The sequence below is a fragment of the Pseudomonas cavernae genome, assembly GCF_003595175.1.
Classification (GTDB): domain Bacteria; phylum Pseudomonadota; class Gammaproteobacteria; order Pseudomonadales; family Pseudomonadaceae; genus Aquipseudomonas; species Aquipseudomonas cavernae.
Genome location: NZ_CP032419.1, coordinates 3,057,430 through 3,070,321 on the forward strand (window position 1 = coordinate 3,057,430; position 12,892 = coordinate 3,070,321).

The 12,892-nt window shown below is 62.9% G+C and carries 10 protein-coding genes; 1 reads left to right on the forward strand and 9 read right to left on the reverse strand.

Annotated elements, in window-relative coordinates; all coding sequences use genetic code 11:
• Positions 1-196: 196 nt before the first annotated feature.
• The 7 genes from D3880_RS13910 to D3880_RS13940 all read right to left on the reverse strand — a co-directional run bounded on the left by D3880_RS13910 (position 197) and on the right by D3880_RS13940 (position 9,787).
• Positions 197-3,034, reverse strand: a complete 2,838-nt coding sequence (locus tag D3880_RS13910) for a hybrid sensor histidine kinase/response regulator (protein WP_238474355.1) — start codon at positions 3,032-3,034, stop codon at positions 197-199.
• A gap of 106 nt (positions 3,035-3,140) precedes the next feature.
• The gene (locus D3880_RS13915) at positions 3,141-3,863 is read right to left on the reverse strand and encodes a response regulator (protein ID WP_119894041.1); all 723 of its coding nucleotides are present in this window, start codon (positions 3,861-3,863) and stop codon (positions 3,141-3,143) included.
• 125 nt (positions 3,864-3,988) lie between these two features.
• Positions 3,989-5,359, reverse strand: a complete 1,371-nt coding sequence (locus D3880_RS13920) for a DUF1329 domain-containing protein (RefSeq protein WP_119894042.1) — start codon at positions 5,357-5,359, stop codon at positions 3,989-3,991.
• Between the two features lie 61 nt (positions 5,360-5,420).
• Positions 5,421-7,364, reverse strand: a complete 1,944-nt coding sequence (locus D3880_RS13925; protein WP_119894043.1) for a DUF1302 domain-containing protein — start codon at positions 7,362-7,364, stop codon at positions 5,421-5,423.
• A 419-nt stretch (positions 7,365-7,783) separates the two neighbouring features.
• Positions 7,784-8,596, reverse strand: coding sequence for an OmpA family protein (locus D3880_RS13930; protein WP_119894044.1), 813 nt, complete (start codon positions 8,594-8,596; stop codon positions 7,784-7,786).
• A complete protein-coding gene (locus tag D3880_RS13935) occupies positions 8,593-8,919 on the reverse strand; it encodes a DUF4398 domain-containing protein (protein WP_119895745.1) in 327 nt (108 codons plus the stop codon). The genes D3880_RS13930 and D3880_RS13935 overlap by 4 nt, the downstream gene beginning before the upstream one ends.
• Positions 8,920-8,959: 40 nt before the next feature.
• Positions 8,960-9,787: a substrate-binding periplasmic protein gene (locus tag D3880_RS13940; protein ID WP_119894045.1), complete on the reverse strand. Its 828-nt coding sequence runs from the start codon at positions 9,785-9,787 to the stop codon at positions 8,960-8,962.
• Between the two features lie 131 nt (positions 9,788-9,918).
• Here D3880_RS13940 and D3880_RS13945 point away from each other — a divergent pair, with 131 nt between their 5' ends.
• Positions 9,919-10,863 (forward strand): alpha/beta fold hydrolase, encoded by a 945-nt coding sequence (locus D3880_RS13945; RefSeq protein WP_119895746.1) that lies wholly within the window; start codon positions 9,919-9,921, stop codon positions 10,861-10,863.
• 58 nt (positions 10,864-10,921) lie between these two features.
• On the opposite strand, the gene D3880_RS13950 is transcribed toward D3880_RS13945, so the two are convergent.
• Both D3880_RS13950 and D3880_RS13955 read right to left on the reverse strand, forming a co-directional pair.
• A complete protein-coding gene (locus tag D3880_RS13950; protein WP_119894046.1) occupies positions 10,922-11,851 on the reverse strand; it encodes an electron transfer flavoprotein subunit alpha/FixB family protein in 930 nt (309 codons plus the stop codon).
• The gene (locus D3880_RS13955) at positions 11,852-12,601 is read right to left on the reverse strand and encodes an electron transfer flavoprotein subunit beta/FixA family protein (RefSeq protein ID WP_119894047.1); all 750 of its coding nucleotides are present in this window, start codon (positions 12,599-12,601) and stop codon (positions 11,852-11,854) included.
• Between the last annotated feature and the right edge of the window lie 291 nt (positions 12,602-12,892).

Consider the following 12,892-nt stretch of genomic DNA (forward strand, 5'->3'; position numbering starts at 1 on the left):
AGTAAAGGGGGCAAGAGGCTGAGCTCGGCTCTGGCAGGCCGCGGATCGCGCTCAGCGGCTCGGGGATGAAGCGACCCACCTGCGGGGTTCGGCGTTCGATCAGATAGCGTTTCATGTTCGGTACCTGCCATTGGCTCTGGGTATTCGGCGCAGTGCTCTGCGGTCAGGGGCAGGTTATGGCGGGTCTGTATCGCAGTTATGTCTGGCGGCGCGCAGATTGTTTCGCTTCGGTATCAGCTGCCGCCATTGGCAGGTACTGGCGCAGCAGAAGGTGCAACTGCGCCTGATCCAGCGGCTTGCGCAGCAGTGCCTTGAGCCCTTCCGCCTGGACCTGGCTCTCGCTGAGCTGATCGCTGAAGCCGCTGTAGAGCACGATCGGCAGGTCCGCCCGCAACGCCAGCAGGCGCCGCGCCAACTGCAGGCCGGTCAGCCGCGGCATGCTCTGATCGAGAATCACCAGGTCCCAGGCGTACGGATCGGCGCAGAGCACCGCGCAGGCCTGCTCGGCATCGCTGAAACACCGCACCTGCACACCCCAGTCGCTCAGGCGATCGGCCATGAACTCGGCCACCATCGGCTCGTCGTCGACCACCGCCACCCGTCCCTGCAACTGCCCCTGCTGCACCGTTGGATTCGGCTCGATGGGATTGGCCGGACAGGGCGTGTCCTGCGCCAGCGCCGGCAGGAAGATCTGGAAGGTGCTGCCCTCGCCTGCCCGCGAGTCGACCAGAATGTGTCCGGCATACTCGTGGACGATGCCATGCACCATCGACAGGCCCATGCCGCTGCCCTGGCCGCTGGCCTTGGTCGAGAAGAACGGCTCGAACATGTGTTCGCACACCTGCGGCGCGATGCCGGGGCCGCTGTCGCTCACGCTGAGCGCCAGGTGCAGCCCGGAAAATGGCTGCCGACACGAGGCGCAGACACTCCGCTGCAGCGTTTGCAGACTCAGCCCCACCCGCAGGCGACCGACCCCGGACATGGCATCGCGGGCATTGATGCACAGGTTCATCAGCACCTGCTCCAACTGAACCGGGTCGACCAGCACCGGTGGCAGGTCGGCCGCCAGCCGGGTTTCGATCTCCACACTGGAGGGCAGACTGGCCTCCACCAGCTTGATGAAGTCGTCGATCCGCTCGGCCAGATTCACGGTCCGCGGCTGGCCGCGACTGCCGCGACTGAAGGTGAGCATCTGCTGGATCAGGTCGCGGGCTCTCTCGGCGGAGCGCTGCACGTGAACCAGGTAGCGGCTCAGGCGTGCATCCGGCAACTGTTCGGCCAGCTCCTCGGCCATCACCGTATAACCGAGCATGCCGGTGAGCAGGTTGTTGAAGTCGTGGGCGATGCCGCCGGCGAGATGACCGATCGCCTCCATCCGCTGCGCCTGACGCAGCTGCTGGGCCAGCTCCGCACGCTGCGCCTCGGCCTCCTTGAGTTCGGTAATGTCGCGCAGATAGCCGATGAAGAGCGGCCCCTGCGCGCCCTCCACCACCGTCATCGCCAGCTCGGCGGGAAACTCCTGGCCATCGGCCCGGCGCACCTCGATCTCCACGCGCCGGCCGAACAGCGGCCCGTCCCGGCTCTCCAGATAGCGCTGCAAGCCACGCTGGTAGACGGCCAGATAACGCTCGGGAACGATCAGTTCGGCCAGCAGGCGCCCGACTGCCTGCTCGCGCGCGTAGCCGAAACAGCGCTCGGCCGCCGGGTTGAACGCCAGCACCCGGCCCTCGCCATCGACGCTGATGATGCAGTCCAGCGCCGTACTGAAGATCGCCCGGTATTGCTGCTCGCTGGCCCGCAGCGCCTGCTCCGCCTGCTTGCGCTGGGTGATCTCGCGGGTGATGGCGAGAATCCGCTCGACCCCGCCGATGGTCGCGCGCTTGAGCATCACCTCATCCCAATGCAGGCTGCCGTCGCGGTTGCGCCGGTGCCATTCGAAACGCTGCAACTCGCCATCCCGCGCACGCGCCAACCAGCCGGCGGCATCCTCGCCGGTGTAGGGACGATAGCCGGCGCTGAAATCGTCGATGGTCAGCCCGAGCATCTCCGCGTAGCTGTAGCCATAGGCCTGGCAAGCTTTGGGGTTGGCGTCCACCAGCACGCCACTGTCCAGATCGTGGACGAAGATGGCATCCTCGGAACTGTCGAAGATCGCCCGATAGCTGGCTTCCGCGTCGCAGCTCTGGATTTCCGCCGCCGCACGCACGGAAAACACTTTCAGCAGAGCTTCGGTCAGTTCTGGCGAAGCCAGCGTGCCGCGACTGGAGACCGAGATCAGACCGATCACATGGCCGTCGGTGGCAAACAGTGGATAACCGGCATAGCTCTGCAAGCCGAACTTACGCAGGAAGCCATCCTCCGGGAAACGCTTCTGCGCGTCCTGGCCGACAAAATGGAAGCCCTTGCTGACCACCCACTCACAGGGGGTGCCTTCCAATTCGTAGATGACGTTATCGTGCGGCTGGCCGTTGAAATACAGGCCGACGGTCTCGAGCTGGTGCATATTGGTGTCGCGCAGACGGGCGACCGCGGCGATATCGGCATTCAGTGCGTGGGCCAAATAGCGGACGATCTCGGCGAACACCTCCGCCCCACTGGCGGCGGAAATGCCCAAAGCGATATGCCGCAGTGCCTCCTCCTGGCGCTTGCGCGAGCTGATGTCGGTGGACATGCCGCATACTGCGATGACCCGACCGGCGCTGTCGAACAACGGGAACTTGGTCGACAGATAGGTGCGGATCTCGCCATCCAGCTCCACCTGTTCCTCGAATTCCAGCGCTTGGCCGAGCTCGGCGACGCGCCGATCATTGGCCCGCAGCGTATCGGCCACCGCCGGCGGGAACAGCTCGTGATCGGTATGCCCGAGCACCTGGGCGGCGCGCATGCCAAACAGCGTCTCGAAGGCCTGGTTGACCAGCCGCAGGCGACCGTCGAGATCCTTTACATAGATCACCGCGCTGCTGTTATCGACGATCTGCCGCAGCTGGTGCTCGACCGAGCTGGCAGCAATGGCCTTGGGCATAGGCTGATTCACGCTGAAGCCTCCGCGGGAACGGGGAACCAAAGCTGAGTATAGAGGCGCGCCTCCCGCGCCCGACGGCGCGGCAACCGGGCTGAAACAATTGAAACAAAAGTGCGCTTCAGCCCCGCGAATCGGGCACAAACATATAACCCACCCCGCGCACGGTGCGGATCAGCTGCGGCTTGTCCGGGTCCGTCTCGAGCTTGCGGCGCAGGCGGGCGATGCGGATGTCGATGGAACGGTCGAAGGGGTTCCAGTCGCGCTGCTGGGTGAGATTGAGCAATTGATCGCGCGACAACGGCCGGTTCGGCCGCTGTACGAACACCGACAGCAGCTCGAACTCCATGGCGGTCAGCGGGATTTCCGCGCCGGCGGCATCGAAGAGCAGGTGACGCTGCAGATCGAGACGACAGTCCCCCACCGCCAGCCGAGGTTCGGCCTCGACGCCCGGGTCGGCCGCCACTGGGCTGCGCGAGTAGCGGCGCAACACCGTCTTCAGCCGGGCCAGCAGTTCACGGGGGTCGAAGGGCTTGGCCAAATAATCGTCCGCGCCCACCTCCAGGCCGACGATGCGGTCCAACGGCGTGCCGGCACCGGAAATCATGATCACCGGCAAGTCATGGTGCTCGCGCAGAAAGCGCGCCAGGCTGAGACCATCCTCGCCCGGCAGGCCGACATCCAGCAGCACCACATCCGGCAGTTGCTGCGCCAGATGGGCACGCATCCCCTGGCTGTCAGCCGCCACGGACACCTGATAACCATGGCCGCCCAGATAATCCTGCAGCAACTGCCGCACCTCGACGTCGTCATCGACGGCCAGGACCCTGATCGGCGCAGACATGCCGCCACCCTCTTCATTTCCTCGGTTCAGGGACTATAGCTGGCAGACCCTGCGGCTAGTTTGCAGTTGGTCGGTGGCGAAAAAAGAAACGGCGCCCCAGGGCGCCGTTTCTGTCGTTTGCAGGTTCAGCGCGAGGCCTTGCGCCGCAACGCCGCCGGGCTGAAGTTCGAGTCATCCGGCGCCGGTTTGCTGAAGTCCGCCGTGGTTGGCTCCTGGTTATCCAGCCACTGCACGCTGTAACGTCGCGCCTGCAGGTCGTGGAAGGTGTCCAGCGCGGTCCACACGGTCGGCAGCTCGTAGAAATTCTTCAGGTAGGCCATCGACACCCGCCACAGCTCGCCACGGCCATCGAACTGGTCGACCACCGCCGCGCCCCAACTGTCCTCGTCGAGAAACAGGGTGCGCTTGGAATAGATGTGCCGCGCGCCGGGCTTGAGCTTGCCCTCCACCACCCAGACCCGGTGCAGCTCGTAACGGGTGTACTTGGGGTTGATGTGGCCGGGGGTCAGCAGGTCGTCGTATTTCACCTCGGGGCTGGTGAGCCGGTAGTTGTTGTAGGGGATGTAGAGCTCCTTCTTGCCCTGCAACGTCCAGTCGTAGCGGTCCGGCGCACCGTTGTACATGTCGGTATCGTCGGAGGTGCGCAGGCCGTCGGAATCTTCGATCGGCGTGTCATAGGCCAGCGTCGGCGCACGCCGCACGCGGCGCTGCCCGGGGTTGTAGGCCCAGGCCTGGCGCGGCTCCTGGACCTGATCGAGCATCTCCTGCACCAGCGCGCCATTGCCGGCCAGGCGCGCCGGCGCGGTGGTGAAGGTCAGGTAGTAGAACAGCGTGTTGTTCAGCGTGGCGTAGCTGCCCTTGGGGTCGTAGAAGCGGAACAGCGCCTCGTCCTGCGAGGTCACCAGCGAGTAGGCGCCGTTGCGCTGCACGCCGGCCTGGCCCGAACGCCGCACCACGTAGGTGCCGCGGTAGCGGGTGATGTGGTTCCACACCGCTTCCAGCCCATTCTGCGGGATCGGGAAGGGAATGCCGCCGTAGGCGTCGGCGATGCCGTTGCCTTCGTTGAGCAGCTTGGCCGCGGTGGCATTCTTGAAGGTGTTGTCATACACCCATTGCGGCGCGGAGCCCGAACGATGGCTCTGATACACCGGGATCTGGAAACTTTCAGGATAGGCGTTGAACAACGCGATCTGACCCGCCGTCAGGTTGGCCTTGTACTGCTCCAGGTTGGCCTTGGTGATGGTGAACAGCGGCTGATCGGCGGCGAACGGATCGGGGTGATGCTGTCCCGAGCCTTGGTAGTTCGCCGGTGGCTGGCTGATGCCGCCGTCCCAGGCCGGGATGGTGCCGGCGGCATTGCCGGCCTTCTCGGCACCGAACGGGGTCAGCGTGGTTTTCAGCGTGACGGCCTGCGGCGCCGAAACGGCTGCCAGGCTGTCAGTCGTCCCGGCCGCCAGCAGGAGGGCGGCGACGAGCAGTGAGCTTTTCTTCAACATGCTGCGATTCTCCATGATCGGGTGGAGCCCGGCCTGATGCGCATGGCCGGGCCCTCGGACATCAGAACGAATACTTGGCGGTCAGCGAGGCGTTGTCGCGGTCGCGTGTGCTGTTGTTCTTACCGGCGCCGTAGTACTCGGTGTACTGCAGCCCCACCTCGAAGCTGTTCAGGTAGCTGGCGTCGATGCCCAGGGTGTGCGCCTTGCGGCCTTCGATGAAGTTGCCGGTGCGGTCCGAATTGCCTTGGAAATCGTCCTGAAACACCACGTAGGGCGACAACTTGATCCCGGCAAAGACATCGTTCCAGCTGCCGGACAACAGCAAGGTGTAGCCATAGCTGTCGCGGCTGATCTGGTCGCTGTCGCCGTTCTGCGGATCGGCATAGGCCTTGTCGGCGGCGCTGGCGAACTTGCGCACCGAACCATCGAAGGCGGTGTATTCCAGGCTGCTGCCACGGATGTGCTGGGAAGCGATCTCCGCCACCCCGAACAACGAGTCGAAGCTCAGCAGCGGACCGAAGTTGTAGATGGTCGACAGCGAGACGTTGAAGGTCTCCGCCCGCTCATAGTTCTCGAACAGCCCGGCGCGGCACAGCTGCTTGCCGGCAACCGCGGCACAGGCCTGATCGCCGGGCACGCTGCCGTCGGCGAGATTGGTCAAGCCGAATACGCCCTGGGTCAGCAGGTCGCCAAGCAGGTCGTCGGTGGCGGAAATGCTGATCGGCGCATTCGGCCGGTAGGCGATCTCACCGGACACCGAGGCGTCGCCCAGAGTGGTATTGAAGCTGAAGCCGTACATGCGGATATCTTCGACGTAATCGCGGCGCGCCTGGGCGTTGCTGGCGACGTCGAGAATGGCGACGCCGGGCACGGCTTGCGGCGGCAAGAAGGCGCCCAGCGTTGCCAGGTCCACGCCATCATAGCCTCGCAGGTCGACTGCCACCTGCGGTTCCTTGGCGTGGTAATTGACGAAGTAGGCGCCGAATTCGGTGGAGTTCAACGACTCGGCGACATAGCGGAAGGCCACGCCGAACTGGCCGCTGTCGTCCGCCTCGATATCCGGGCCGATATTGGCCACCTTGAAAGTGCCGGTGGCCGGATCGAGGAAGGCATTCGGACCGAACGGCCCATTGCCGACCAGGCCGAACTGAGCCACCTGGGAATAGGCCGCCAGGATGGGCGCCAGAGTGGGTTCGGTGGTATAGGCCGTATTGCCGCCGTCGGCGAACAGATCGGTTTCGGAGAAATAGGTGCCGACCGGGTCGAGGCGGGTTTCCTGCCACTTCCACTGGTAGAAGGTTTCCATCGACAGGTTGTCGCTCAGGCCGAAGTTGAAGCTCAGCGCCTCCACCGGCACCAGCACTTCCTTCAGTTCCGAACCCGGCAGGTGGAACTTGGCGGCATCCAGCGGGTTGATGGTACTGACCCCGCCGCGATAGAACACCCCTTCGCCCCAGTTGATCACCTGCTTGCCGACCTTGGCGCTCAGCGGCTGCTCACCGACATCCCAATTGCCATACAGGTAAGCATCCAGCAGCTCGGCCTTGCGTCCGGCGATGTGGCGGGTGTCCTCGGTGAAATGGTCGTCCTGCGGGAAGGACTGGCTCGGCCGCACCACACCGTCGGTGGTGTTGTAGTAGTCATTGCGCTTGTCCATGATCTGCGTGTCGTAATACGCCGTGCCACGCATGAACAGGCCGTAATTCTCGTACTTGGCCGACAGGTCGGAGGTGGCCTTGTAGACCTCGGAGACCAGGCCGGTATCGAAGTTGCGATTGCCGTCATCGGTGTTGATGTCGTCGATGTTGTCCTCGTCCCGCCCCTGCACCCGCCACATGGCACCGTAGGACAGGGTGGTATCCAGCGAGCCGCTGATCTGGTTGTCGGCGACACTGAACTCCGCCGCCTGCACCGCGCTGGCGATCAGCAAGGGCAATAAACCCAGCATCGCGCCAGCCTGCCAGGGTCGATACATCAGCTTGGAAAAGCACGCTTGCATCTTCATGACAACGCTCCTTCTACGGCCAAGACTTAGTGACCGGCGTTTGCCACCGGCCTGTTGTTATTGGTCTCTCGGCTGCTGGTCCGAACCGGGCAATATGCCGGCTGGACTCATGCAGAAACTCCCTGCTCCCCCGAGCGTTTGTCGCGCTCTGGCTCACTGAGCTTTTCCAGCTAAATTGGTACGATAGTGCACGGAAGGTAACAAAGTGTTGCCCGCCTGCCAACCTCCGCGCCGGCAAATTTTCGTCGGCCCCGGACACGGAAACGGCGCCCAATGGCGCCGCTTTCCATACCCACGTATTGGATCGAGAAGCGCGCCACCATCAGGCACGCTGGCACATCCGTGATGTCGCCGTTAATGCTGGAAAACAAAAAACCCTGGCACCTTGCGGTGACCAGGGTTTGTATTTGCCGCCTGACTCAGCGGCTGGAGCCGAGCTTGCCTTGCTCGTCGGAGAAGACGATCTCTACCCGGCGGTTCTGCGCACGTCCGCGGTTGGAGGCATTGTCCGCCACCGGGAAATCCTGACCGAAACCTTCGACCTGGATACGCTTGCCTTCCACGCCCAGATCGATCAAGGCATCGGCCACCGCCTGTGCGCGGACGCGCGACAGATCGAGGTTGTCCTGCTTGCTGCCGCTGCTGTCGGTATAGCCCTCGATGCGCACGATCCGCCGCGGATTGAGCTGAAGGAACTGCACCAGCTTGAGCACGGTACGGTTGGCCGAAGGATTCAACTCGGTATGCCCGGCATCGAACAGCACATCGCCCAGGGTCATCACCAGTCCGCGATCGGTCTCGGTGGTGGCCAGGCTGACGATCTGTTCCTCCAGCCATTTGCCCTGCTGCTGCACGCTGAGCATCTTCGCCTCCCGCAGCGCCAGCTGCAGGCGTTCACGCTCCAGCTCGAGCTTGGCCACACGCTCCTGATTCAGCATCAGCTCACTGTGCTGCGCGGCGATCTCGCTGTAACGCTGGCTCAAATAAGCATAGTGAATGACATCATCGGCACTGCCCCAATAACTGGACAAGCGATCGGCCCGCGCCAGCGATTCGCCGGCCCGGATCACATCCTTGGGCGCACTGCGCAAGACATCGGGATCTTCCTTGACCTTCTGGAAGCTGGCCTGCGCCGCTTCCAGAACCTGATCACTGTTCTGCTGACTGGCACAGCCCCCCAGCAAGGCCAGAGCCAAGAGCAAACCGCCACTGCACTTGTTATTCAGTCTCACTGCAGATCCCTCAACTGCTTGCGCAGACGCGTGATCCGCAAGTTCAACTCTGTCAGCTGTTCCTGACTCTTCTGGGTCAGCACCCGCGCCTCGGCCAGGCGGGCATCCAGCTCGGCCTGCTCGGCAAAGACCCGCGCGCGCTTGTAATCCTCTTCATTCATGTTCTTCTGCGCCCGCGCGAGCTTCTGCTCGGCCAGTTGCATTTCTGCAACCTGCTCGGTTGCGCCAATCGCCTTGGCTTGCGCCACTGCCTGCTCGGTCAGGCGCATCTGCTCATTCGGTGCAGGATCATTAGCACAACCCGCCAGCGCCGCGAAGGCCAGGCCGATCGCCGATATGCGTCTATTGCTCACGAAACTCTTCCTACTGATTCGGGGCTGCTGCCGGTTGCAATTGCTGACTCTTCCAGCGCTCAAGATTGCGCTGCAGCAAGGTTTCCGGCACGCCGGCGGCGGTCAATTCTGTCATCTTTTTCGCCAACTGTCCGCGCAGCCAGGCGTCATTGCAGGCCGAATTATGCGACAAGGTCAGGTGCAGACCTTCGCTGGAAAGCGGCGGCTCGAGCGCCTCGATATCGGCCAGCAAGCCCAGGGTGTCGGCCAGTGCCAGGCCTGGGTAACGCTCATAGAGGACATAATCGGTGCGCCCGAGCAATAGCTGCTGGAATGCCTGCGTCAGGCTCGGCGCCGACTCGAGGGTCAGATTGTCTTTAGCGAAGGCATCGAACTGGTGGTCAAGGCTGTTATTCACTAGGGTACCGCCGCTGCGGCCACGCAGATCATCCCGGCCGGCATAGGGAAAACCCTGCCCCTTGCGCACCCAGACCACACTCTGGGTGGTAAAAAAGGCCGGATGCACGTAGTCCATGCTTTCCAAGCGCGGCAAGGTCAGAGAGGCGCCGGCCAGCAGATCAACACGACCTGTGCGCACCTCGTCCTGCGCACGCGACCATGGGCCGGTGTAGATCACCTCGATCTTCAGCCCCAGGTCTTGGCCAATTTGCTCCAGCAAGTCGGCATTGGCACCAATCAGTTGCTTTGGATTTTGTGGATCACGCCAGAGATACGGCGGATATTCTGGATTTCCCGTCGCCACCAAGCGCTCGCACTTGCCAGCCGCCGCAGCCCAGCCTGGCAGCAAAGCCAACCCGAGCCAGACAAGCAAAAACCTCAGGAAGGTGTGATCACGCATCGCCTAGCTCGCTGCTGAGTGGTTGAAGAGTTGAAGGGTTGAAGGGTTGAACGGAATATCCGTTCGCAAGCATGGGCCTTCGTGCTAGTTTTACGGCACCCATAATAACTATTAGCGCTAAGGGCATGACCATGAAAAAACTGCTTCTCAGTTTGGTTTTGATCTTCGCCACAGCTATCGCCGCACTGTACTTCTCCCCTGCCGCCCTGCTCGCCGGCATCCGCTTGGTCGACCGCGAGATGGCCGGTCTTACGGCCCAGCAAAAAGAGGTCGCGGATCTTAGCATTCACTACTACGAAGGTGGCCCGGCGGATGGGCAAACCATCCTGATGCTCCATGGCTTTGGCGCCAACAAAGACAACTGGCCTCGCTTTGCCAAGTATTTCACCGAGCGCTACCACGTCATCGCCGTCGACTTGCCCGGCTTTGGGGATAGCAGCAAACCCAATGCCAGTTACGACGTCGGCACCCAGGTTGAGCGCCTTGCGGCCTTTACCAAAGCCCTGGGCATCGACAAGTTCCATATCATCGGTAACTCCATGGGCGGCCAGATCAGCGCGCTCTATGCCGCACGCCATCCCGAGCAAATCCTGTCTGTCGCCTTGCTCGACAACGCCGGAGTCACCGCCCCAAAACCGAGCGAACTATTCGAGCGCCTGCAACGTGGCGAACCGAACCCACTGGTGGTCAGCAAACCGGAAGACTTCGACAAGTTGCTGAACTTCGTCTTCGTCGACCCGCCGCGACTGACTGAAGGTGTAAAACAGTATCTGGCCAACCTGGCCGTGCGCAGCAGTGGGCATAACGGCAAGATTTTCCAGCAGCTGATAGAGCGCTACATTCCTCTTGAACCCGAACTACCCAAGATCCAGGCCCCGACCCTGCTGTTGTGGGGCGATCAGGATCGCGTGCTGGATGTTTCCAGCATCGACGTAATGAAACCGCTGCTGAAGAAGCCAACGGTGGTGATCATGAAAGATTGCGGACACGCGCCCATGCTTGAGCGCCCGCAGGAAACCGCCGAGCACTATCAGGCCTTCCTCGATAGCGTGCAGAACCAGCCAGCCGGCCAATAACCGGCCCACAAAAAACCCGCTCGATGAGCGGGTTTCTTGTCTTACGCCTGCCGCTGGATCAGATCAGCTTTTCCAGCTCCGGCACGATCTCGAACAGATCGCCTACCAGGCCGTAATCGGCGACCTGGAAGATCGGCGCCTCTTCGTCCTTGTTGATCGCGACGATCACCTTGGAGTCCTTCATGCCCGCCAGGTGCTGGATCGCGCCGGAAATACCGACGGCGATGTACAGCTGCGGCGCGACGATCTTGCCAGTCTGGCCGACCTGCATGTCGTTCGGCACGAAGCCGGCGTCGACCGCGGCGCGCGAGGCACCGACGGCGGCGCCGAGCTTGTCGGCCAGGGCGTACAGGTACTTGAAGTTGTCACCGTTCTGCATGCCACGGCCGCCGGAAACGACGATCTTGGCGGCGGTCAGTTCCGGACGGTCGGACTTGGCCAGCTCTTCACCGACGAAGCTCGACTTGCCGGCATCGCCGCCGACGCTGACGCTTTCGATGGCAGCGCTGCCGCCTTCGGCGGCCACGGCATCGAAGCCGGTGCCGCGCACGGTGATCACTTTCACCGCCGCCGAGGACTGCACGGTGGCGATGGCGTTACCAGCATAGATCGGGCGCTGGAAGGTGTCGGCGCCGAGCACCGCAGTGATCTCGGAGATCTGGTCGACGTCCAGCTGCGCGGCGACGCGCGGCAGGATGTTCTTGCCATTGGCCGTGGCGCAGGCCAGCACGTGGCTGTAACCCTTGCCCAGCTCGGCCACCAGCGGCGCGACGTTTTCCGGCAGCTGGTGGGCGAACGCGGCCTGGTCGGCAACCAGCACCTTGCTGACGCCCGCGACTTTCGCCGCCGCTGCGGCGACCGCACCGACGCTGTGACCGGCCACCAGCACGTGGATCTCTCCGCCGATTTTCTGCGCCGCCGCCACGGTGTTCAGCGTGGCCGGCGCCAGGGCGGCATTCGTGTGTTCTGCAACAACCAAGATAGCCATTTAGATTACCTTCGCCTCGTTCTTCAGTTTGTCGACCAGTTCGGCCACCGACTTGACCTTGACGCCGGCGCTGCGCGCAGCCGGGGCTTCGACCTTGAGGGTCTTGACCGTCGAGGCGGTGGACACGCCGAGGGCGTCCGGGGTGACCACGTCCAGCGGCTTCTTCTTGGCCTTCATGATGTTCGGCAGCGAGGCGTAGCGCGGCTCGTTCAGGCGCAGGTCAGTGGTGACGATGGCCGGCAGAGCCAGGCTCACGGTTTGCAGGCCGCCGTCGATCTCACGGGTGACGTTGACCTTGTCGCCGGCCACTTCGACCTTGGAGGCGAAGGTGCCCTGGGCGTAACCGCTCAGCGCGGCGAGCATCTGCCCGGTCTGGTTGTTGTCGCTGTCGATCGCCTGCTTGCCGAGGATCACCAGCTGCGGCTGCTCTTTATCCACGACGGCTTTGAGCAGCTTGGCCACGGCCAGGGAGTTCAGCTCGTCGTTCGACTCGACCAGGATGGCACGGTCGGCGCCGAGCGCCAGGGCGGTGCGCAGTTGTTCCTGGGCGGCGTTGGGGCCGACGGAAACCACGACGATTTCGCTGGCGACACCCTTCTCTTTCAGGCGCACCGCTTCTTCCACGGCGATTTCGCAGAAGGGGTTCATCGACATTTTGACGTTGGCCAGGTCAACGCCGGAGTTGTCCGCCTTGACGCGGACCTTGACGTTGTAGTCAACCACTCGTTTGACAGCTACAAGAACCTTCATGGATTCCTCGTTACTCTCCGGTGAAATTAGAATGTCGCCAAGGCGAGCCTGGCAGGTGTTGCATGCCGGCCGGAATCGGCGGTCAGCCCATAGTATGGCGAGCGCAAAACCGCCCGTATCTTGACCGCATCCCCCCGCCCGGTCAATACAACCCAATAGCCGCTCATTACGCCGCGGGGCCTGATTCTAACAGGCCTTAACAGAATTCAAACAAACGTTTGTATTGGACCCTGCAAAGGCTGTGGATATAATGCCCTCAGCACCGCTCCAGGAAGGAGCCAAGCCTCCAAA